Source organism: Streptomyces sp. NPDC030021 (assembly GCF_055574035.1).
Genome location: NZ_JBVIAH010000003.1, coordinates 565,042 through 586,814, shown reverse-complemented (window position 1 = coordinate 586,814; position 21,773 = coordinate 565,042). Strand labels below are relative to the sequence as shown.

The 21,773-nt window shown below is 72.9% G+C and carries 18 protein-coding genes; 4 read left to right on the top strand and 14 right to left on the bottom strand.

Features of this window, described 5'->3' with window-relative positions; all coding sequences use genetic code 11:
- Positions 1–51: 51 nt before the first annotated feature.
- From ACZ4YL_RS08715 to rimP, 8 genes are all read right to left on the bottom strand, one after another.
- Positions 52–3,849, bottom strand: a complete 3,798-nt coding sequence (locus ACZ4YL_RS08715) for a serine protease (protein ID WP_468114788.1) — start codon at positions 3,847–3,849, stop codon at positions 52–54.
- 282 nt (positions 3,850–4,131) lie between these two features.
- Positions 4,132–5,040 carry a tRNA pseudouridine(55) synthase TruB gene (gene truB / locus ACZ4YL_RS08710; RefSeq protein ID WP_382546615.1) on the bottom strand — a complete coding sequence of 303 codons (909 nt, stop codon included), beginning with the start codon at positions 5,038–5,040 and terminating at the stop codon, positions 4,132–4,134.
- Positions 5,037–5,498, bottom strand: coding sequence for a 30S ribosome-binding factor RbfA (gene rbfA, locus ACZ4YL_RS08705; protein ID WP_030708679.1), 462 nt, complete (start codon positions 5,496–5,498; stop codon positions 5,037–5,039). The genes truB and rbfA overlap by 4 nt, the downstream gene beginning before the upstream one ends.
- A 28-nt stretch (positions 5,499–5,526) precedes the next feature.
- Positions 5,527–5,820, bottom strand: coding sequence for a DUF503 domain-containing protein (locus ACZ4YL_RS08700; protein ID WP_030651158.1), 294 nt, complete (start codon positions 5,818–5,820; stop codon positions 5,527–5,529).
- Between the two features lie 159 nt (positions 5,821–5,979).
- Positions 5,980–9,114, bottom strand: a complete 3,135-nt coding sequence (gene infB, locus ACZ4YL_RS08695; RefSeq protein ID WP_468114787.1) for a translation initiation factor IF-2 — start codon at positions 9,112–9,114, stop codon at positions 5,980–5,982.
- Between the two features lie 141 nt (positions 9,115–9,255).
- Complete coding sequence (locus ACZ4YL_RS08690) at positions 9,256–9,549, bottom strand: YlxR family protein (RefSeq protein WP_468114786.1); 294 nt, start codon at positions 9,547–9,549, stop codon at positions 9,256–9,258.
- 145 nt (positions 9,550–9,694) lie between these two features.
- On the bottom strand, positions 9,695–10,705 hold the full coding sequence (gene nusA / locus ACZ4YL_RS08685) for a transcription termination factor NusA (protein WP_468114785.1): 1,011 nt from the start codon (positions 10,703–10,705) through the stop codon (positions 9,695–9,697).
- Between the two features lie 2 nt (positions 10,706–10,707).
- Positions 10,708–11,205, bottom strand: coding sequence for a ribosome maturation factor RimP (rimP, locus tag ACZ4YL_RS08680; protein ID WP_030718678.1), 498 nt, complete (start codon positions 11,203–11,205; stop codon positions 10,708–10,710).
- A gap of 167 nt (positions 11,206–11,372) precedes the next feature.
- On the opposite strand from rimP, the gene ACZ4YL_RS08675 reads away from it, so the two are divergent.
- Genes ACZ4YL_RS08675 through ACZ4YL_RS08660 form a run of 4 tightly spaced genes read left to right on the top strand, consistent with a single transcriptional unit; the run spans position 11,373 to position 14,342 of the window.
- Complete coding sequence (locus ACZ4YL_RS08675) at positions 11,373–11,915, top strand: hypothetical protein (RefSeq protein WP_468114784.1); 543 nt, start codon at positions 11,373–11,375, stop codon at positions 11,913–11,915.
- Positions 11,912–12,379 (top strand): ferritin-like domain-containing protein, encoded by a 468-nt coding sequence (locus ACZ4YL_RS08670; protein WP_468114783.1) that lies wholly within the window; start codon positions 11,912–11,914, stop codon positions 12,377–12,379. The genes ACZ4YL_RS08675 and ACZ4YL_RS08670 overlap by 4 nt, the downstream gene beginning before the upstream one ends.
- A 16-nt stretch (positions 12,380–12,395) precedes the next feature.
- A complete protein-coding gene (locus tag ACZ4YL_RS08665) occupies positions 12,396–13,298 on the top strand; it encodes an aminoglycoside phosphotransferase family protein (RefSeq protein ID WP_468114782.1) in 903 nt (300 codons plus the stop codon).
- 42 nt (positions 13,299–13,340) lie between these two features.
- Positions 13,341–14,342 carry a slipin family protein gene (locus ACZ4YL_RS08660; RefSeq protein WP_468114781.1) on the top strand — a complete coding sequence of 334 codons (1,002 nt, stop codon included), beginning with the start codon at positions 13,341–13,343 and terminating at the stop codon, positions 14,340–14,342.
- Between the two features lie 161 nt (positions 14,343–14,503).
- Here ACZ4YL_RS08660 and ACZ4YL_RS08655 read toward each other — a convergent pair whose 3' ends face one another.
- The 6 genes from ACZ4YL_RS08655 to dxr form a co-directional block, all read right to left on the bottom strand.
- On the bottom strand, positions 14,504–16,201 hold the full coding sequence (locus ACZ4YL_RS08655) for a proline--tRNA ligase (protein WP_468114779.1): 1,698 nt from the start codon (positions 16,199–16,201) through the stop codon (positions 14,504–14,506).
- Between the two features lie 42 nt (positions 16,202–16,243).
- Positions 16,244–16,786, bottom strand: coding sequence for a GNAT family N-acetyltransferase (locus tag ACZ4YL_RS08650; RefSeq protein WP_468114777.1), 543 nt, complete (start codon positions 16,784–16,786; stop codon positions 16,244–16,246).
- A 100-nt stretch (positions 16,787–16,886) separates the two neighbouring features.
- Entirely contained in the window at positions 16,887–17,729 is an 843-nt protein-coding gene (locus ACZ4YL_RS08645; protein WP_468114775.1) for a GNAT family N-acetyltransferase, read from the bottom strand.
- Between the two features lie 159 nt (positions 17,730–17,888).
- Entirely contained in the window at positions 17,889–19,046 is a 1,158-nt protein-coding gene (ispG, locus tag ACZ4YL_RS08640) for a flavodoxin-dependent (E)-4-hydroxy-3-methylbut-2-enyl-diphosphate synthase (RefSeq protein WP_202199471.1), read from the bottom strand.
- A 173-nt stretch (positions 19,047–19,219) separates the two neighbouring features.
- A complete protein-coding gene (locus tag ACZ4YL_RS08635) occupies positions 19,220–20,521 on the bottom strand; it encodes a M50 family metallopeptidase (protein ID WP_468114773.1) in 1,302 nt (433 codons plus the stop codon).
- On the bottom strand, positions 20,518–21,771 hold the full coding sequence (gene dxr / locus ACZ4YL_RS08630; RefSeq protein WP_468114771.1) for a 1-deoxy-D-xylulose-5-phosphate reductoisomerase: 1,254 nt from the start codon (positions 21,769–21,771) through the stop codon (positions 20,518–20,520). The genes ACZ4YL_RS08635 and dxr overlap by 4 nt, the downstream gene beginning before the upstream one ends.
- Positions 21,772–21,773: the final 2 nt, after the last annotated feature.

Below are 21,773 nucleotides of genomic sequence, written 5' to 3'. Positions count from 1 at the left end.
TGGCCGGTGCCCCGCATCGGCATCTGACTGGGTACGCCGCCGCGTCTGTCGTCACGTCACATCCGCGGCCGCCCTGCTCAGGGTCTCCACCGTCCGCCGTGCGCTCGGCCCGAGCAGGGCCGCCGCCTCCGCCTCCGCCGTCGCCAGCCAGCGGGCCACCAGCGCCCCGAAGAGCGGTTCGGCCCGGGCCAGCTCCACCGTCCGCCGTTCGAAGACCGCCGCCCCGCCCGGGGCCCGCAGCAGCTGCCGCCCGGTACGCCGCAGCAGCTCCCGCGTACGGTCCTCCGCGCGCCCGGCGGCCTTCGCCGCGAGGGCCCGGAGGAACGCGTCGAGCACGCCCGGATCGGCCTCCTCGCGCAGCAGGGTGTCGGCCAGCTCCCCCCGCAGCGGGTACGAGGCCGCCCCACCCGGTGCGGCCAGTACGGCGGCCAGCTCCGCCCGCACCACGGCCGGGGCGCCGCGGAGCAGGCCCAGGACCAGCGGCCGTACCACCGAGGCGGCGGCCGGGCCCTGGTCGAGCCGCCGGTCCACGAAGAAGGCGGCGTGCGGCGCGTCACCGGGGCTGCGCGCGAGGTGCTCCCGTACGAGCTCGGCCGCGCGCCGGGCCAGCCCCGGCGTGGTCAGCGCGGCCAGGGCCCGCACCACCTCCCCGTCGGCCCGGGCGCGGAGGGCGGCGAACACCTCGTCCGGGTCGGGCAGTACGGGCAGGGCCGCGACCAGCGCCGCCGCGGGCAGCCTGGAGCCGAACCCGGGATCGCGGAAGCAGGCGAGGGCGTCGGGCAGGTAGCGGCCGCGCACCTGCGGGTCGCGGAGCAGGATCGCGAGGGCGCTGCCGTGCAGGGTGGCGTCGGCGGGGCGGGCGAGCAGCGCCTGGGCGGCGTGGCGAAGCAGCTCGCGGTCGGCCGGGGTGCGCACGTGCGGGGCGGTGGCGAGCCCGTAGGCGGCAGCCGCGACCCGCCGCCCGGGCCGTTCGTCGTGCGCCCAGCGGCCGACGGCCCGGCACAGGGCGGAGGGCTCCTCCTCGGCGAGTACGGCGAGCAGCTCGTCGGCGCGCGGGTGCGCGGCGGTCACAAGTGCCTCGGTAAGGTCGTCCACGGCGAGGCTGCGGTGGGTGTGCAGCAGGGCCTGCGCGGCGGTGGCGACGGTGGCCCCGGGGCGGCCGCGCAGCCGGCGCCCGTCGGTGAACCAGGCGCAGAGCAGCGGCTGCGCGCGCTGCGGGTCACGGGCGAGGCGGCGGGCCGCGGCGTCGAGGTAGCGGTCGCCGGGGACCGCCTCGGCGGGGTCGGCGGGCAGCAGCCGGCGCAGCAGGTCGAGGCGGTCGGGCTCGGGCAGCCGGAGACGGCTCCAGAACCAGCCGCCGAACTCCCCCGGGCCGGCGCGGGCCACGTGCTCGGCGAGGGCGTGCAGGACGGGGAGGTGGGGCCGGGCGTCGGGGGCCCGGAGCAGGGTTTCGCGCAGCAGCCGGGCGGCCCACCAGGCGCTGTCCGGGGTGGCCCGCTCCGGCTCCTCGGTGAAGCGGTTGAGCCGGTGGACCAGCCCGGTGAGCTCGCCGCGCAGCCGGTCGGGGGCCAGCCTGCGCAGGGCCTCCAGGACGGGCCCGATCCGGTGCCGGGGCACGGGCAGCCCGGGCTCGGCGGGGCCGTGGACGAGCAGGCCGAGGGCCGTCGGGACGTCCAGGTGGCCGGCCTGGATCCAGTCGGACAGCTCCTCGTGGGCGAAGCGGTAGCCGGGCCCGGCGGGCACCAGCAGTCCCTCGGTGAGCACGGCGGAGGCCCAGCCGGTGCGCCAGGGGAACAGCTCCTCGAAGGAGGCCCGGTCCAGCTGCCCCTGCCCGGGGCCCAGAACGCGGCGCGCGGCCTCGTGGACCCGGCCGGCCACGCGCGCCGCGAGCCGCCTGACCCCGGGCCCGTGCACGCGGGCGCCCCCGGCGTCGGCGCAGGCCGCGGCGATCCGGACGGCGGCGCGCAGGCAGAGCAGGTCCAGGTGCGCGGCGAAGACCTCGTCGCGCCCTGGGCGGCCGGCGGTGACCTCGGCGGCGCGGATCCCGGCGAGCAGGTGCAGGGTGAGCGGATGGCGGGCGTCGGCCTCCCGGACGGCGTCGGCGGGGATGCCGAGGCGGGCCCGGGCGGTCTCGGCCTCGGCGGTGTCGAGGTCCGCGAGCGGGAGGGCGGGCGGCAGCCGCCGGGCAGGGCGGGCCGGGGTGTGCAGCGCCTCGGGCGGGTAGAGGGCGCCGGCCCCTTCCCAGTACTCGGGCCGGGCGGCGACGACCAGCCGGGTCCCGGTCGTGTGCAGCCACTCGGCGGTGGCGGCGGTCCAGGGCCCGAGCCGGTGGGCGAGCTCCGGCGGCATCTCCTCCGGGGCGTCGAGCACGACGAGCAGGCGCCGGCCGGCGCGGGCGACCACGTGGGCGAGGTGCGCTGCGGCTCCCGCCGGGGCCGGTTGGCTGCGCCGCTCGGCCGGAGTGGTTCCGCCGGGGCCCGTTCCGCCCGGACCGGTTCCACCCGGACCGGTTCCGACCGGGCCCGTTCCGACCGGGCCCGTTCCGACCGGGCCCGTTCCGACCGGGCCCGTTCCGACCGGACCGGTTCCGCCCGGGCCCGTTCCGCCCGGGCCCGTTCCGCCGGGGCCCGTTCCGCCGGGGCCCGTTCCGACCGGACCGGTTCCACCCGGGCCCGGCGCGTGGCTGCGCTGCGCGTCGGGCGGGGTTCCGCCGGAGCCGGGCGCGCGCCGGGGCGTCTCCTCGGGCGCCGAACGTGGCGAGGGGTCGGAAGGCGCGGCGGCAGTGCGTTCGGCGCCCTGCGGGGATCGCCCCGGCACACTCCCGGCCCCGGCGGAACCAGGGCGCGGGCCGACGTCGCCCTGCGAGCAGGCCCCGGCGGAAGCCGTGCGCCGGGCGGCATCGACGATCCGGGCCGCCTCTGTCAGGGCCCGGGTCGCGGCGTCGGCCAGGGAGGTGTCGGTGGCACGCAGGTCCGCGCCGCGCAGCCACAGGGTCGGCGCCGGCCGTACGCCCCGCGCGCGGCGTACGGCCAGGGCGGCGAGGGCCGTGGTGCGGCCCGAGCCCGGGTCTCCCACGAGGCCGAGGACCGGGCGGTCCCCGGTGGTGAAGGCGGCCAGTTCGGCGGCGATGCCCGGGCGATCCACGGGTTCCGGTTCGTCCGGGGAGAAGGCGGCTCCGAGCGTGGTCGCGGTCAGTTCCAGCGCCCCGGCGAGGTTCAGGTCGGCGCCGTGGCCGGGCACGGTCGCGGCATTGCGCTCCAGCAGTGCGGCCAGCGGGCCGTCCGGGTCGGCGTCGGCCGCAGCCCGCAGGGCCACCGCGAAGCCTCCGGAGCGGTACTCCGCCCGCAGGGCGGTGCCCACCACCGCGAGCACCGCTCCGGTCCTGGCATCGAGGATCGGGCCCCCGCAGGCCTCCCCGCCCAGCAGCAGCGCGTCCCGGCCGTCGGTGCCGATCGCCAGCTCCACGGCCACGCCCGCGGGCACGGCGTGGGACCGGTCCGCCGCCGGGTAGCTGACCTCCGCGCCCCCCAGCACCCGCGCCTGCCGCCATCCCCGCGCGGGGAGCCGTACGTAGGTCCCGGGGTCGATCACCTCGCGCAGCGCCACCGGAAGCGGCCGCATCCCGAGTCCGTCGGTCCGCACCAGCGCCAGCGCGAGCCCCGGCAGGGCGGTCACGTCCGCCGCCCCGGCCAGCCAGGTCCGCCCGGCGGGTCCCGGCGCGTGCAGCACCACCTGCGTCAGCCCGTCGACGGCCTCGTGACTGGTGACCACCGTCCCTCGGTCGTCGGCGACGAATCCGCTGCCGCGCGTCCGCCCGGCGGGATCGCAGATCTTGACGAGCTCCGCCATGGCCGCACCACTCCCCGCACCGCTCCCCCGCAACACCCCGTGCTCACGACGGTAGGCAGGTGAAGATCAGCACGAAAAGCACGCGAGGCGAAAGCGCCCCCTTACGCTCCCTCCATTCACTCCGAGCGCCTGCTCGGACGGGTGAATACAGGGGTCCGGGTGGATAGAGACCTACCCGAGGGGGGTCGTGGGGGGGGGGGGGGGGGGGGGGGGGGGGGGGGGGGGGGGCCACCCCCCCCCCCCCCCCCCCCCCCCCCCCCCCCCCACGTCGACACCCGATGGTCAGACGAAGACCGCGAGGGACTTCGCCTTTCCGTTCTTGCTCTCGACGAGCCCGAGCAGCTGCCCCTGCGGCCCGAAGACCGCGACCGTGCGGCCGGCCTCGTACTCCTGCGGCATGTCGATCCGCACGCCGTTGGCGAGCAGCGAGGCCCGCCGGGCGTCCAGGTCCCAGCGCGGGAAGGCCGCGGCGGCCGCCTCGCCGATGGGCATGACGGTCAGTTCCTCCTGGAGCTGGTCCAGGGTCCGTGCCTTGTCGAGCTTGTACGGGCCCACCCGCGTGCGGCGCAGCGCGGTCAGGTGCCCGCCGACGCCGAGGTCGGCGCCCAGGTCACGGGCGAGCGCGCGGATGTACGTACCGCTGGAGCAGACGACGGAGACGACGAGGTCGACGACCTTCGTGCCGTCCTCGGCCTCCGCCTCGCGCATGTCGTACACCTGGAACGACGAGATGGTCACCGGCCGGGCCGGGATCTCGAAGTCCTCGCCGTCGCGGGCGCGCTTGTAGGAGCGCACGCCCTTGATCTTGATGGCGCTGACCTTGGACGGGACCTGCATGATCTCGCCGGACAGCTTGGCGATACCCGCGTCCACGGCGTCCCGGGTGACCCCGGTGGCGTCCGTGGAGGAGGTGATCTCGCCTTCGGCGTCGTCCGTCAGGGTGTTCTGGCCGAGACGGATCGTGCCGAGGTACTCCTTCTCCGTGAGCGCGAGGTGGCCGAGGAGCTTGGTGGCCTTCTCCACGCCCAGGACCAGCACGCCGGTCGCCATCGGGTCGAGCGTGCCGGCGTGGCCGACGCGGCGGGTCTTGGCGATCCCGCGCATCTTGGCGACCACGTCGTGCGAAGTGAAGCCGGACGGCTTGTCGACGATGACAAGGCCGTCCGGAGTCTTCCCTGCGTTGGTGCTCATTCCGCGGCTGCGTCCTCGTCGGAGTCGTCGGCGTCCTCACCGGGCTTCTTGTACGGGTCGGCGTCGCCGGCGTACTGCGCGCCGGAGGACACCTCGCGCACCTGGGCGTCGGAGGTCCGCGCCTTTTCGAGGAGGTCCTCGATGGTCTTGGCGTTCTCGGGGAGGGCGTCCGCGACGAAGGTCAGGGTGGGCGTGAACTTGGTGCCCGCCGCCCGGCCGACCGCGGAGCGCAGGACGCCCTTGGCGCTCTCCAGGCCCGCTGCCGCGCTGGCGCGGTCCTCGTCGTCCCCGTAGACCGTGTAGAAGACCGTGGCCTCCCGCAGGTCGCCGGTGACCCGGGTGTCCGTGATGGTCACGTGCGTACCGAGGCGGGGGTCCTTGACTCCGCGCTGCAGCTTCTCGGCCACCACCTCCCGGATGAGGTCCGCCAGCTTCTTCGCCCGCGCATTGTCGGCCACTGGTCCGTCTCCTTCTTATGTCTTGCTATCAGTCTTCATCACCGTGGAGGCGCCGTCGTACGGACAGCAGCTCCACTTCCGGACGCGCCGCGACCAGCCGCTCGCAGCGGTCGAGTACGTCCGAGAGGAACCCCGCGTCCCCACTCACCAGAGCGACCCCTATACGGGCCCTGCGGTGCAGGTCCTGGTCGCCCACTTCAGCCGCGCTCACGGAGAACTTGCGTTGGAGCTCGGCCACGATGGGCCGGACCACGGAGCGTTTCTCCTTCAGCGAGTGAACGTCGCCGAGGAGCAGATCGAAGGACAGAGTCCCCACGTACATGCAGTTCCGGATATCCCGCCGGTGCGGGTTCGGTGGCCTGCCGGCCGTCGCTCGGCAGGGTCACCAGAACCGTACACGCAACGGCCGGGGCCGATCGACGGATATTCCGCCGACCGGCCCCGGTGTTACGAGTTACGACAGGTGCGATGTGCCTCGCGCTTACGCGCGGGGCTTCTCGCGCATCTCGTACGTCGCGATGACGTCGTCGATCTTGATGTCGTTGTAGCTGCCGAGGTTGATACCGCCCTCGAAGCCTTCGCGAATCTCGGTGACGTCGTCCTTGAAGCGGCGCAGACCGGAGATGTTGAGGTTCTCCGCGATGACCTTGCCATCGCGCAGCAGGCGCGCCTTGGTGTTGCGCTTGACCTCGCCAGACCGGATGAGGACACCGGCGATGTTGCCCAGCTTGGACGAGCGGAAGATCTCGCGGACCTCCGCCGTACCGAGCTCGACCTCTTCGTACTCCGGCTTGAGGAGACCCTTCAGGGCCGCCTCGATCTCCTCGATGGCCTGGTAGATCACCGAGTAGTAGCGGACGTCGACGCCCTCGCGGTCCGCCATCTGCGCGGCACGGCCGGCCGCACGGACGTTGTAACCGATGACGATGGCGTCGGAGCCCATCGCCAGCGAGATGTCGGACTCGGTGACCGCACCCACACCGCGGTGCAGGACCCGGATGTCGACCTCTTCACCGACGTCGAGCTGGAGCAGCGAGGACTCGAGAGCCTCGACCGCACCGGACGCGTCGCCCTTGATGATGAGGTTGAGTTCCTGGACCAGACCGGCCTTGAGCACGGAGTCGAGGTCCTCGAGGGACACACGACGGACGCGCTTGGCGAAGTTGGCGTTGCGCTCACGCGCAGCACGCTTCTCGGCGATCTGACGGGCCGTACGGTCCTCGTCCACGACGAGGAAGTTGTCGCCGGCGCCGGGGACGTTGGTGAGACCCAGGACCAGGACGGGGGTCGACGGACCCGCTTCCTCGACGTTGTTGCCCTTGTCGTCGAGCATGGCGCGCACGCGGCCGTAGGCGTCGCCCACGACCATCGTGTCGCCGACGCGGAGGGTACCGCGCTGGACGAGGACGGTGGCAACGGCACCGCGGCCGCGGTCGAGGTGGGACTCGATCGCAATACCCTGAGCGTCCTGCTCCGGGTTGGCGCGGAGGTCGAGCGAGGCGTCGGCGGTGAGGACGACGGCCTCGAGCAGGGAGTCGATGTGCAGACCCTGCTTGGCGGAGATGTCGACGAACATCGTGTCGCCGCCGTACTCCTCGGCGACCAGACCGAACTCGGTGAGCTGACCGCGCACCTTGACCGGGTCGGCACCCTCGACGTCGATCTTGTTGACCGCGACGACGATCGGGACGCCGGCGGCCTTGGCGTGGTTGAGCGCCTCGATCGTCTGCGGCATGACGCCGTCGTTGGCCGCGACCACGAGGATCGCGATGTCGGTCGACTTCGCACCACGGGCACGCATGGCGGTGAACGCCTCGTGACCCGGGGTGTCGATGAAGGTGATGCGACGCTCTTCGTCGTTGACCTCGGTGGAGACCTGGTACGCACCGATGTGCTGCGTGATGCCACCGGCCTCGCCCGCAACGACGTTCGTCTTGCGGATGGCGTCGAGCAGTCGGGTCTTACCGTGGTCGACGTGACCCATGACGGTCACGACCGGCGGACGCGGCATGAGGTATTCCTCGCCGCCCTCGTCCTCGCCGAACTCGATGTCGAAGCCCTCGAGGAGCTCGCGGTCCTCTTCCTCCGGGCTGACGATCTGGACGACGTAGTTCATCTCGCCGGCCAGCATTTCGAGCGTCTCGTCGGAGACGGACTGCGTGGCAGTGACCATCTCGCCGAGGTTCATCATCACGGCGACGAGCGACGCCGGGTTGGCGTTGATCTTCTCCGCGAAGTCGGTGAGGGAGGCACCGCGCGACAGGCGCACGGTCTCGCCGCCACCGCGCGGCAGCATCACGCCGCCGACGGACGGGGCCTGCATGGCCTCGTACTCCTGGCGCCTCTGACGCTTGGACTTGCGGCCACGACGGGCCGGACCACCGGGACGGCCGAAGGCACCCTGCGTGCCACCACGGGCACCGGGACCACCGGGACGACCACCGAAGCCGGGACGACCGCCGCCACCGGCACCGGCCGGACCGCCGCCGAAGCCGCCGCCACCGGGACGCGGGCCGCCGAAGCCGCCACCGCCGCCGGGACGCGAGCCCGGACCGGCCGGACGACCGGCGAAGCCGCCGCCCGCGGGACGACCGGCACCGCCACCGGGACGAGCACCGCCCGCACCGGGACCACGGCCACCGGGGCCGCCACCGGGACGGGGACCGGGACCACCGGCAGCGGGACGCTGCGGCATCATGCCCGGGTTCGGACGGTTACCACCGGGAGCACCACCGGGACGCGGGGCGCCGCCCTGCGGACGCGGCATGCCGCCCGGGGTCGGACGACCTGCACCGGCACCCTGCGGACGCGGAGCGCCGCCGGGGCCACCCTGCGGGCGCGGAGCACCCTGGCCGCCACCGGCGCCGGGGGCACCGGGACGGGGCGCGCCGGCCGGACGGGGCGCCTGGGGGCGCGCCATGCCGGTGGAGCCGCCGGAGGTGAAGGGGTTGTTGCCCGGACGGGGACCCGCCGGACGGGCACCCTGCGGACGCGGCGCCTGGGAGCCGGGGGCTCCGGCGGGACGCTGCGTCTGGGCACCGGGAGTGGCGCCGGCCGGGCGCGGGGCGCCGGGACGGGCACCGGCCTGGCCACCCTGACCCTGGGCCGGACGCTGCTGCGCCGGACGGGGGCCGGGAGCCGCGGCGGGACGCTCGGTGCGCGCCGGGGCGGCGGGGGCCGCCGGAGGCGCGGAGAACTCGGTCGCCACGGGCGCCGCCGGAGCGGGCTTCGGGGCGGCCGGAGCCTTCGGGCCGGGACGCGGGCCGGAGGCGGCCGGAGTCACCGGGGCGGGCGCAGCGGCGGCGGGAGCCTCCGCGACGACCGGCTTGGGGGCCGGCGCGCCGGGCTTCGGCGCAGCGGGACGTGCAACGGCACCCGGGGTCGGGGCCCCGGGCTTGGCGGGGGCAGCCTTGCGGGGCGCACCCGGCTTCGCAGCGGACTTGCCGGCGTTTCCGCCGGGCCCCTGCAGTGCGTCAGTCAACTTGCGTACAACCGGCGCCTCGATCGTCGAGGACGCCGAACGGACGAACTCACCGAGTTCCTGGAGCTTGGCCATGACGACCTTGCTCTCAACTCCGAACTCCTTGGCGAGTTCGTATACCCGGACCTTAGCCACTTCGCTCCTTTTAGGTCCGGGTTACGCCGGACCGTCGCTACTTCATGGGCGTACTCATCGCGTACTCATCGAGTGCTCATCGCAATCTCGACCTACTTCCAACTCGCGAGGTACCTGACCGCACGGGGTATCCGTGCCGTACTACTTCTTTACGGTGTGCCCGGCCTCACCGGCCACGGTTTTGCGCAGGTTCTCCGTGTCGAGCGCTCCGGCGGACCGAAGGGCCCGGGGGAACGCACGGCGGCGGATCGCCTGGTCGAGGCAGACCACGGCGGGGTGCACATAAGCACCCCGTCCCGGCCGCGTACCGCGTGGATCGGGAACGCATGCGTCCCCGTCCGCCACGACGCGCAGCAGATCGTTCTTGGCCGCTCGCTCCCGGCACCCCACACAGGTGCGTTCGGGGCATGCGCGGGCTTGCGTCCGGCCAGACACGCCTAAGTCTACCTCCCCGCACCGACCTCTCTCCCGACAAGTGGCGGGGGAAAGATCGAACGGCTGTCGTGTTGTCTTGTATCCGCTGCCGGAGCAGCGGCCGTGCACCCTGTCTACCGTCCGGGGAAGCCCGGACGGTACCGGTTTATTCCCCGTCCCGGTCCCGGTCGGCGTCCGGGGACGCCTCGGTGTCGGGACGGATGTCGATGCGCCAGCCGGTGAGCCGCGCGGCGAGGCGGGCGTTCTGGCCCTCCTTGCCGATGGCCAGCGACAGCTGGTAGTCCGGCACGGTCACCCGGGCGGACCGGGAGTCCCAGTCGACGACGTCGACCTTGCTCACCCGCGCGGGTGACAGCGCGTTCGCGACCATCTCCGCCGGGTCGTCCGACCAGTCGACGATGTCGATCTTCTCGCCGTGCAGCTCGGCCATCACGTTGCGCACGCGGCTGCCCATCGGGCCGATGCAGGCACCCTTCGGGTTGAGGCCCGAACGGGTGGACCGGACGGCGATCTTGGTACGGTGACCGGCCTCACGGGCGATCGCCGAGATCTCGACGCTGCCGTCGGCGATCTCCGGGACCTCCAGCGAGAAGAGCTTCTTCACGAGGTTGGGGTGAGTGCGAGAGAGGGTCACGGACGGACCGCGGACACCCTTCGCCACCCGCACGACGTACGCCTTCAGGCGCAGACCGTGCGTGTACTCCTCGCCGGGTACCTGCTCCTGCACCGGCAGGATGGCCTCCAGCTTGCCGATGTCGACGAGGACGTTCTTGGGGTCCTTGCCCTGCTGGACGACGCCGGTGATGACGTCGCCCTCACGGCCCGCGAACTCGCCGAAGGTCAGGTCGTCCTCGGCGTCGCGCAGACGCTGCAGGATCACCTGCTTGGCGGTCGTCGCTGCGATCCGGCCGAAGTCCGACGGGGTGTCGTCGAACTCCTTGGGCTCCTGGCCCTCTTCGAGATCCCTCGGGTCTTCCGTCGCCCACACGACCACGTGACCGTTGGTGCGGTCCAGCACGACGCGAGCGCGGCGGAAGCTCCCCTCGGTCCGGTGGTACGCGATGAGGAGGGCCGACTCGATCGCTTCGACGAGCAGGTCGAAGGAGATCTCCTTCTCCCGGACCAGACCCCGCAGGGCACTCATGTCGATGTCCACGGCTACGCCTCCTCTTCCTTCTTGTCCTTGCGGTTGAACTCGATCTCGACACGCGCCTTGGCGATGTCGGTGAATGCAATGCGCCGGGCGGTCGCCTTGCGGCCCTTCACGCCCGGTACTTCGAGGTCCAGGCCCTCGTCGTCGGCTTCGAGGATGCGGGCGATCAGTTCCCCGCCCTCTGCCAGCTGGAACTTCACGAGGCGGCCGATGGCCCGTACGTAGTGACGGTGCTCGGTCAGCGGGCGGTCGGCGCCCGGCGAGCTGACTTCGAGGACGTACTCGTCCTCACCCATCACATCGGTTTCGTCGAGCTTGTCGGAGACCTCGCGACTCAGCTCGGCACACGCGTCCAGCTCCACGCCCTCGTCGGAGTCCACGATGATCCGCAGCATCCGGCGCTTGCCCGCCCGCGACATCTCGATCTCTTCGAGGTCCAGGCCCTTGGCGGCGACGAGCGGCTCCAGCAGTCCGCGCAGCCTGTCGCTCTGGGTGGTGCTCATCCGGGTGACTCCTCGGCCGCGTGTGCTGTTGTGATTTCCGTCGTGTGTCAGGTCAAAGGGTATCCGGTGTCGGAGGGTGTTGCCGTCCGCCCTGTGGACAGGGCCCCGGGTACCGTGATCACACCCTGCCCCGCCATCAGCCCCGTCATCACCCGGAGGACGTCGCCGTGCCCTGGACTCTGCCTTCGAGACCCTCGCGCAGGAGCCTGCTCGCCGGTACGGCCGGTGCCGCCGGCGCCGCACTGCTGACCGGGTGCTCCGGCGGCCGCGCGACCGACGCCGCCCTCACGATTCCACTCGAACGGCGGATGCGGGAGAGCGCCGTCCGTGACAGTACGCGACTGCTGGAACGTTACGACGCCACGGCTGCCGCCCATCCGGCCCTGTCCGCGCGGCTCGCTCCGCTGCGCGCCGCCGTCGCCGCCCACACCGCGGCCCTGTCCCCCACCCCTTCGGCCCCGCCGTCCCCCTCCCCGTCCCGGTCCGGCGGTGCGGGTGCCGCCGCGCCCGCGGCGAGCGGCGAGCCCGTGCCGCCGGCACCCGCCGAGGCCCTGACCGCACTCGCGGACGCCGAGCGGAGCCTGTCCGAATCCCGGACCATCGACCTGGCCGGGGCCCCCGGGGAGCTGGCCCGGCTGCTGGCCTCGGTGGCCGCCTGCGGCGCCGTACACGCGTACCTGCTGACCTCGAACCCCGGAGCCACCTCGTGAAGCCCGAACCCTCGCCCGCCGGCCGGGCCCTGGAGGCCGCCCAGGCCGCGCTCGCGGCCGAACACGCGGCCGCGTACGGCTACGGGGTGATCGGCGCCCGGTCCGCCGGCGACCGCGCCAAGCAGGCCCGGGAGGCGTACGGCGGCCACCTCGCGCGGCGCGACGCGCTCGCCCGCACCGTACGGGAGCTGGGCGGCGCGCCGCGGCCCGCGGAGGCCGCGTACGCCCTGCCGTTCGAGGTGCGCACCCCGGCCGACGCCGAGCGGCTGGCCGCCGAGATCGAGGACCGGGTGGCCGGCGCGTACTCCGATCTGGTGCGCGCGGCGGAGGGTCCGCTGCGCCGTGAGGCGGCCGACGCGCTGAGCGCGGCGGCAGTGCGCGCGGCACGCTGGCGTGGTGTCGGCGTAGCCTTCCCTGGGCTCACGGAACGCGCTGACGAGGCGCAACGGGCCCAGCACAGCTGAAAGGGACCACGCACGCATGGCTTTCGAACCGCCGCAGCGGCTTGTACGGGCGCTCGGCGAGATGCCGGAGACGGCGCAGGACACGGACTGGCTGGGGCAGTTGCCCCGACTCACCGAGGCCGCGCTGTCCCGGCGCGGGGTGGAGGCCCGGCGGGTGCAGGCCCCGGGCGGCCGCAGCAGCCTGGTGGTCCTCGTCACGTACGCCGACGGGACCCCGGCCGCACTGAAACTGGCGCCCCCGCACGCCCGGCCCGACCGCGAGCTGGCCGCGCTGGCCCACTGGGGCGGTTTCGGGGCCGTACGGGTCCTCGACACGCGGCATCACGACGACGACGGGGCGCTGCTGCTGGAGCGGCTGCACCCGGAGGTGTCGCTGCGGTCCCTGCCGGAGGCCAAGGCCCTGCTGGAGGCGAGCGGCACGCTGCGCAGGCTGTGGGTGGCGCCGCCGGCCGGGCACGGGTGGGAGACGGTCGCGGAGCGCACCGCGTGGCAGTCGGAGGCGCTGCGGGCGGCCCCGGCGGAGACCCGGGCCCTAGCGGACACCGCGCTGGCCATGCGGGCGGAGCTGGTGGCGGCCCCACCGGAGGAACTGCTGCTGCACGGGAATTTCCGGCAGGGCAAGGTGCTGGCGGGCGAACGGGCTCCGTGGCTGACGGTGGGCCCCGATCCGCTGGTCGGCGAGCGGGCGTACGACCTGGCGCGGCTGGTCCGGGACCGGCTGGAGGACCAGGTGGCCTCCTCGGCGGGGGCGGCGGGGGCCCGGCGCCGGGTGAACAAGCTGGCCGACGCGCTGGAGGTGGACCGGGAGCGGCTGCGGGGCTGGACGCTGTTCCGGGCGGTGGAGTCGGGCAACCGCGCACTGGCCGCCGGGCGCCGCCGGGACGCGGAACTGCTGCTGGAGTTCGCTGCCTGGCTGTAGGGCATACCGTAGATATCAAGGTATGTCCGGCAGGGGGCCGTCATGGTCGAAGAACTGCTGACAGCGGCCATCGCCACGGGTGTGGGCGTCGCGGTCTACGTGGGCGCCGCGGCCCGGGTGGTGAAGCAGTACGAGCGGGGTCTGGTCTTCCGCCTCGGCAGGCTGCGCGAGGAGGTCCGCGGGCCCGGCTTCACGACGATCGTTCCCTTCGTGGAGCGGCTCCGTAAGGTGAACATGCAGATCGTGACGCTGCCGGTGCCCGCCCAGGAGGGCATCACCCGCGACAACGTCACGGTGCGGGTGGACGCGGTCGTGTACTTCAAGGTCGTCGACCCGGCGAGCGCGATCGTGGCGGTGGAGGACTACCGATTCGCCGTCTCGCAGATGGCGCAGACCTCGCTCAGGTCGATCATCGGAAAGTCCGACCTGGACGATCTGCTGTCGAACCGGGAGATGCTCAACCAGGGCCTGGAGCTGATGATCGACAGCCCGGCGGTGGGCTGGGGCGTGCAGATCGACCGGGTCGAGATCAAGGACGTCTCGCTGCCGGAGACGATGAAGCGGTCGATGGCCCGGCAGGCGGAGGCGGACCGGGAGCGCCGGGCGCGCGTGATCAACGCGGACGCGGAGCTGCAGGCCTCGCACAAGCTCGCCGAGGCGGCGGAGGTCATGTCGGAGCAACCGGCGGCGTTGCAGTTGCGTCTGCTCCACACGATCGTGGCGGTCGCCGCCGAGAAGAACTCCACGCTGGTGCTGCCGTTCCCGGTGGAGCTGCTGCGCTTCCTTGAGCGCTCGGCCCCTCCGCCCGCGGCGGCTCCCGCGCGGGAGAAACCGGCCCCGGCCGGCCCGGCTTCCGAAGGCCCCGGGCCGGCCGAGGTCGACACAGCCTCGAGTCCGGACGCGCTCGACGGAGCCCCGGCTCCGGACGCGCTCGACGCGGCTCCCGCTCCGGCCGAGGTCGCCGATGCGCGGGGCGGTGCGGCGGACGGGCTGATGCTGGACGCGCCGCCGCCGGAGCACGAGCCGGACGGGCTGCGCGAGTAGCCGCTGCGCGGGGCCTTCTCCCCGCCCCGCCCTTTCTCCGCTTCCCGGGCGCTGCCCGGACCCGCGCCTCAAACGCCGGCGAGGCTGAAATTGCGCTCCGCGCCGGCGTTTTGAGGCGCGGGGGTCCGGGGCGGAGCCCCGGGGCCGGGTCGCAGCCGGGGCTACGACGTCAGGCGGGACAGGGCTTCTGCCAGGGGGAGTTCCTCACGGGTGCCCGACGCGCGGTGCTGGAGTTCGACCACCCCGTCGGCGGACCGGCGGCCCGCCACCAGGATCCACGGGACGCCGATCAGTTCCGCGTCCGTGAGCTTCACGCCGGGCGACAGGCCGGGGCGGTCGTCCAGCAGCACCCGCAGGCCCGCCGCGGCCAGGGCCGTCGCCGCCTCATCCGCCAGCGCGAGCGGCACCGCCTTGCCCGCCGCCACCACGTGGACGTCGGCCGGGGCCACCGCCGCGGGCCAGCACAGGCCGCGCTCGTCCGCCGTCTGCTCGGCCAGCGCCGCCACCGCACGCGAGACGCCGATGCCGTACGAACCCATCGTGACCCGGACCGGCTTGCCCTCGCGGCCGAGCACGTCCAGCCCGAAGGCGTCGGCGTACTTGCGGCCCAGCTGGAAGATGTGCCCGATCTCGATGGCCCGGTCGAGCTTCAGCCCCGCCCCGCAGGACGGGCAGGGGTCACCCGGCTCCACGACCACCACGTCCAGGTAGCGGTCGACCTCGAAGTCCCGCCCGCAGACCACGTTCCGGGCGTGCGTGTCCGCCCGGTTGGCCCCCGTGACCCACGAAGTGCCGGGCGCGACCCGGGGGTCGGCCAGGTAGCGGACCTTCTCCAGACCCTGCGGGCCCACGTAGCCGCGTACCAGGTCCGGGCGGCCCTCGAAGTCCTCGGCCGTCACCAACTCCACCACCGCCGGGGCCAGGTGCTCGCCCAGCTTGCCGAGGTCCACCTCCCGGTCCCCCGGCACGCCGACGGCCGTGATCTCGCCGTCGACCTTGACCAGGAGGTTCTTGAGCGTCGCCGAAGCGGGTACGCCCAGGTGCGCGGCCAGGGTCTCGATCGTCGGGGTGTCCGGGGTGTCCACCTCCTCCACCGCCGGGTGCTCCGCGGTCACGGGAGCCAGGGCGAAGGTCACGGCCTCCGTGTTCGCCGCGTAGTCGCAGGACGGGCAGTCCACGAAGGTGTCCTCGCCCGCCTCGGCCGGAGCCAGGAACTCCTCGGACGCCGAGCCGCCCATCGCGCCCGACACGGCCGACACGATCCGGTGGTCCAGGCCGAGCCGCTCGAAGATGCGGACGTACGCCTCGCGGTGGAGCCGGTAGGACTCCTCCAGGCCCTCGTCGGACACGTCGAAGGAGTACGAGTCCTTCATCTGGAACTCGCGCCCGCGCAGTACCCCGGACCGGGGCCGCGCCTCGTCGCGGTACTTGGTCTGGATCTGGTACAGCATGACCGGCAGGTCCTTGTAGGAGGTGCACTGGTCCTTCACCACGAGGGTGAAGATCTCCTCGTGCGTCGGCCCGAGCAGGTAGTCCGCGCCCTTGCGGTCCTTGAGCCGGAACAGCAGGTCCCCGTACTCCGACCAGCGCCCGCTGACCTCGTACGGCTCCTTCGGCAGCAGGGCCGGGAGCAGCACCTCCTGGGCCCCGATCGCGTCCATCTCCTCGCGGACGACGCGCGAGACGTTGTCCAGGACCCGCTTGCCGAGCGGCAGCCACGTCCACACCCCGGCCGAGCTGCGCCGGACGTAGCCGGCGCGGACCAGGAGCCGGTGGCTGAGGGTTTCGGCGTCGGCCGGGTCCTCGCGGAGGGTCTTGGCCATGAGGCGGGACATGCGCTGCACGTGTTGCGTAGACATGCCGGGAGATTACCGGGGGCCCGGCGGCCCGTGGTACCGGTTTCAGTGCCTGCTCAGCGGCAGGGTGGCGCCCATGACGGCGTACGGCAGGCTCGCGCTCGGGAAGTGGACCTGGCGGGCGAGGTCGGTGTAGCCGAGAGCCCGGTAGAGGCCGCGGGCGGGGCTCTCGGTGTCGATGGCGGAGAGGATCGAGCGGGGCTCGGCGGCGTCGTCGGTGATGCCCGTGATGAGGGCGCGGCCGACGCCGTGGCCCTGGAAGCCGGGGTGGACGTGCAGCTCGGTGATCACGAAGGAGCCGTCGAGCCAGTCCTCGTGCCCGCCGGCCCGCAGGTAGGGCTCGACGATGGTGGACCACCAGTGGGTGCGGTCGTTCGGCATCCCGTACACGAATCCGGTGAGCGCTCCGTCCTCGGCGAACGCCCCGAGGGCGCGGGCGCCGCGGCAGGTCATGTGGCGCTGGACGATGTAGCGCCGGATGCCGACCTCCTCCTCGCTGAGGCCGAAGGCGACGGCCTGCACGCGCAGGGCCTCGTCCACGCGGGCGGCGAGGTCGAGGGGACCGATTCGGACTCCGGAAGGCAGCATGCGGCGACCTTACTTCGCGGTACGGGGCTGCCGGAATGCCGCAGCCGGGGTCCGTGACCCGCCTTTCGGATCAGGTGCGGCCGGGTGTCGGAACCGGGTGTCAGAAGAGCACGCTCATGAACGCGCCGACCTCGCGGAAGCCCACGCGGCGGTAGGCCGCCCGGGCGGCGGTGTTGAAGTCGTTCACGTAGAGGCTGACCACGGGAGCGACGTCGCGCAGCGCGTACCGGACGACGGCGGCCATCCCGGTCTCCGAGTGGCCCTGGCCCCGGAAGCCGGGGTCCACCCACACGCCCTGGATCTGACAGGCGCGGGCGGTGGCGGCGCCGATCTCGGCCTTGAAGACGACCTTGCCGTCGTCGACGCGGGCGAAGGAACGGCCACTGGCGACGAGCTCGGCGACGCGGGCCTGGTAGAGCAGGCCGCCGTCACCGGCCATCGGCGAGATGCCGACCTCCTCGGTGAACATGGCCACGCAGGCGGGCATGATCAGGTCCATCTCGTCCTTGCGGATCCGGCGGACCTGCGGGTCGGCCTCGACCGTGGCGGACGGGCGCTCGATGACCATGAGCGGCTGGTGGGAGCGGACCTCGCGGGCCGGGCCCCAGCTGGGCTCCAGGAGCTGCCACAGCAGCCGGGTGGCCTCGGCGGGGCCGACGATGGAGGAGCAGCGGCGGCCGGTGCGGCGGGCCCGGTCGGCGAAGGCGCGTACGGCGTCGGGTCCGGCGCAGACGGGGACCAGGTTGGCGCCCGCGTAGCAGAGCGAGCGGAGCTCGCCGTCGGCGTACCAGCCCCACATCTCGCCGCCCAGGCGCCAGGGGTCGAGTCCGGCGACCTGGACCCGCGAGGTGACGAAGGCGTTCTCGACCGGCTCGCGTCCGAGGATGTCCATCGCGGCGTCGAGATCACTGGGCTCAAGGACCCGGGTGGTGGTCTGCGTCAACACTGGGGCCTCACCATGCAAGTCTGCTGATCTCCGCACTGTACCCGGCGGGGCCCGGGGATGCCGCGTCCGAGGTCACGAAAGAGCCCCGGACCGCCCCCGAACTGCGGGAACGGTGCCGGGGCCACTGACGACGGGGCCCGAGCCGGGCCCGGAGAATCAGACGCCGATGGCGACGGTGGGCTCGCCGCTCATCACGCCGTCCGCCTCCATCTGCGCCGCGATCTTCATGGCCTCTTCGATGAGGGTTTCCACGATCTTCGACTCGGGGACGGTCTTGATGACCTCGCCCTTCACGAAGATCTGGCCCTTGCCGTTGCCGGAGGCGACGCCGAGGTCGGCCTCACGGGCCTCGCCCGGGCCGTTGACGACGCAGCCCATGACCGCGACGCGCAGCGGGACCTCCATGCCCTCCAGGCCCGCCGTGACCTCCTCGGCCAGCTTGTAGACGTCGACCTGGGCGCGGCCGCAGGACGGGCAGGAGACGATCTCCAGGCGGCGCGGCTTGAGGTTCAGCGACTCCAGGATCTGGATGCCGACCTTGACCTCCTCCGCCGGCGGGGCGGAGAGGGAGACGCGGATGGTGTCGCCGATGCCCTCGGAGAGCAGGGCACCGAAGGCGACGGCGGACTTGATGGTGCCCTGGAAGGCGGGGCCGGCCTCGGTGACGCCCAGGTGCAGCGGGTAGTCGCAGGCGGCGGCGAGCTGGCGGTAGGCGTTGACCATGACGACCGGGTCGTTGTGCTTGACCGAGATCTTGATGTCGCCGAAGCCGTGCTCCTCGAAGAGGGAGGCCTCCCACAGCGCGGACTCGACCAGCGCCTCGGGGGTGGCCTTGCCGTACTTCTTCAGCAGTCGGGCGTCGAGGGAGCCGGCGTTCACACCGATGCGGATCGGCGTGCGCGTCTCGTTCGCGGCCTTCGCGATCTCCTTGACCTTGTCGTCGAACTGCTTGATGTTGCCCGGGTTCACGCGGACCGCGGCGCAGCCGGCGTCGATCGCGGCGAACACGTACTTCGGCTGGAAGTGAATGTCGGCGATGACCGGGATCTGCGACTTCTTGGCGATCACGGCGAGCGCGTCGGCGTCGTCCTGCGTCGGGCACGCCACGCGGACGATGTCGCAGCCGGAGGCGGTGAGCTCGGCGATCTGCTGGAGCGTCGCCCCGATGTCGGAGGTCCTGGTGGTGGTCATCGACTGCACGGAGATCTGTGCGTCGCCGCCGACGGCCACCTTGCCGACCTGGATCTTGCGGCTGACCCTGCGGTCGGCAAGCTTCGTCGGCACGGCCGGCATTCCGAGAGAGATGGCAGTCATCTGCTGTGCAACCCCAAGGTGTGGATCAAGGTCCCGAGATCGGCGGGCTCCAGGCTTCGAGATTACGCCAACCAAGGCGCGGCCCGTGCATCCGAGGGGTGCGCCACCCGAACGTAGGGAGCCGGGCACGATCCGTGCCCGGCTCCCGGTGCGTTGGGGCAGAGCCCCGTAAACTAGGTGATCTTGATCGGGTTGACCACGTCCGCCACCATCACCAGCAGGGTGAAGCAGATGAACAGACCCGCGACCACGTACGCGACGGGCATCAGCTTCGCCACGTCGAACGGGCCGGGGTCGGGGCGCCGGAAGATCCGCGCCAGGGTGCGCCGGAACGACTCCCACAGGGCGCCGGCGATGTGCCCGCCGTCGAGCGGGAGCAGCGGCAGCATGTTGAACAGGAACAGCGAGAGGTTGAAGCCGGCCAGCAGGTTGAGGAAGAAGACCAGCTGGTGCTGGGCGGGGATGTCGAGGGTGAAGATCTCACCGCTGACCCGCGCCGCGCCGACGACGCCCATCGGGCTGTCCTGCTTGCGCTCGGCTCCGTTGAACGCCGCGTTCCACAGGTCGGGGACCTTGGTCGGGAGTTGGACCAGCGACTGGACGCCGGCCTCCATCATCTCGCCCATGCGGTCGACGGACTGGCCGAAGGACTGCGGGACGTAGCCGGAGGCGGGGGCGAAGCCGAGGAAGCCCGCGGTGACGTACTCGTCCTTGACGTACCTGCCGTTGCCGTCCGTCTTGGCGACCTTGTTCTCGATCAGGTTCGCCTTGAGGTCCGTCCGCTCCCCGGCCCGCTCCACGGTGATCGTGGCGGGGCCGACGGTGGCGCGGATGTTCTTCTGCAGGGCGGACCAGTCGCCGACCGGCCGGCCGTTGAAGGCGACGATCTTGTCGCCCGCCTTCAGGCCCGCCGCCTTGGCGGGGGCGGGCCGGTCGGTGGGCAGGCACTTGTCGCGCTTCACGCTCTGCTGGACGACGCAGTCCGAGACGGTGGCGACCGAGGTGGTCTGGGTGTTGAGCCCGAAGGTCATCAGGGTCGTGAGGAAGATCGCCACGGCCAGGATGAGGTTCATGAACGGCCCGGCGAACATCACGATCACGCGCTTCCACGGCTTGCGCGTGTAGAAGAGCCGGGTGTCGTCCCCGGGCTGGAGCTCCTCGTACGCGGCCGAGCGCGCGTCCTCGATCATCGACCGGAACGGCGAGGTGGAGCGGGCGGTGATCTTGCCGTCCTCGCCGGGCGGGAACATCCCGATCATGCGGATGTAGCCGCCCATCGGGATGGCCTTGATCCCGTACTCGGTCTCGCCCTTCCTCCGCGACCAGATGGTCGGCCCGAAGCCCACCATGTACTGCGGCACGCGAATGCCGAAAATCTTGGCCGTGGAGAGGTGCCCCAGCTCGTGCCAGGCGATGGAGACCAGAAGGCCGACCGCGAAGACCACGACCCCGAGCACCGTCATCAGTAGTGTCATGCGCACGCCTCCGCGGCGGCCCGTGCCGCCATCTCCCGCGCCCGGGCCCTGGCCCAGGTCTCCGCTTCAAGGACGTCCTGGACCGTCAGGGAGGTTCCCGACTCAGGCGTCCCGTGCTCATCGACCACGGCAGAGACCGTATCCATGATTGCTGTGAACGGCAGCCGACCTGCCAGGAATGCTTCCACGCACTCCTCGTTGGCCGCATTGAACACGGCCGGGGCCGTGCCGCCGAGGGTGCCCACGTGCCGGGCGAGGCCCACCGACGGGAAAGCCTCGGTGTCCAGCGGGAAGAACTCCCAGGTGGAGGCCTTGGTCCAGTCGAAGGCCGGGGCCGCGTCCGGGATCCGCTCGGGCCAGCCGAGGCCGATCGCGATCGGGCCGCGCATGTCCGGCGGGGTGGCCTGCGCGAGCGTGGAGCCGTCGGTGAACTCCACCATCGAGTGCACGTAGGACTGCGGATGGACCACGACCTCGATGCGGTCGAAGGGGATGTCGTAGAGCAGGTGCGCCTCGATGACCTCCAGACCCTTGTTGACCAGGGTCGCGGAGTTCACGGTGATCACCGGGCCCATGGCCCAGGTGGGGTGCGCGAGCGCGTCCTGGACGGTCACGCTCGCCAGCTCGGCGCGGGTGCGGCCGCGGAAGGGCCCGCCGGAGGCGGTCACCACGAGCTTGCGGACGTCGGCCCGGGTGCCGGCGGCGAGCGCCTGGAAGAGCGCCGCGTGCTCGGAGTCCACCGGGATGATCTGGCCGGGCTTCGCGAGGGCCTTGACCAGCGGGCCGCCGACGATCAGCGACTCCTTGTTGGCCAGGGCCAGGGTCCGGCCCGCCCGCAGTGCGGCGAGGGTCGGCGCGAGGCCGATGGAACCGGTGATGCCGTTGAGGACGGTGTGGCACTCGGAGGCGGCGAGTTCGGCCGCGGCGTCCGGACCGGCAAGGATCTCGGGCAGCGGCTCGGACGGCCCGTACCGGGCGCTCAGCGCCTCTTTCAGGGCCGGTACGACGTCCTCGCGGGCGACGGCCACGGCCTTGACCCGCAGCAGACGGGCCTGCTCGGCCAGCAGCTCCACCCGCCCGCCGGCGGCGGACAGCGCGGTGACCTTGAACCGGTCCGGGTTGCGCAGGGCGAGGTCGATGGCCTGGGTCCCGATGGACCCGGTGGACCCGAGGATGACGATGTCCCGGAGGCCGGCCGCAGGGTCGAAGAGGAGGTGCGGATCGGCGAGGGGGGCTGGGCGGTCGCTCATGC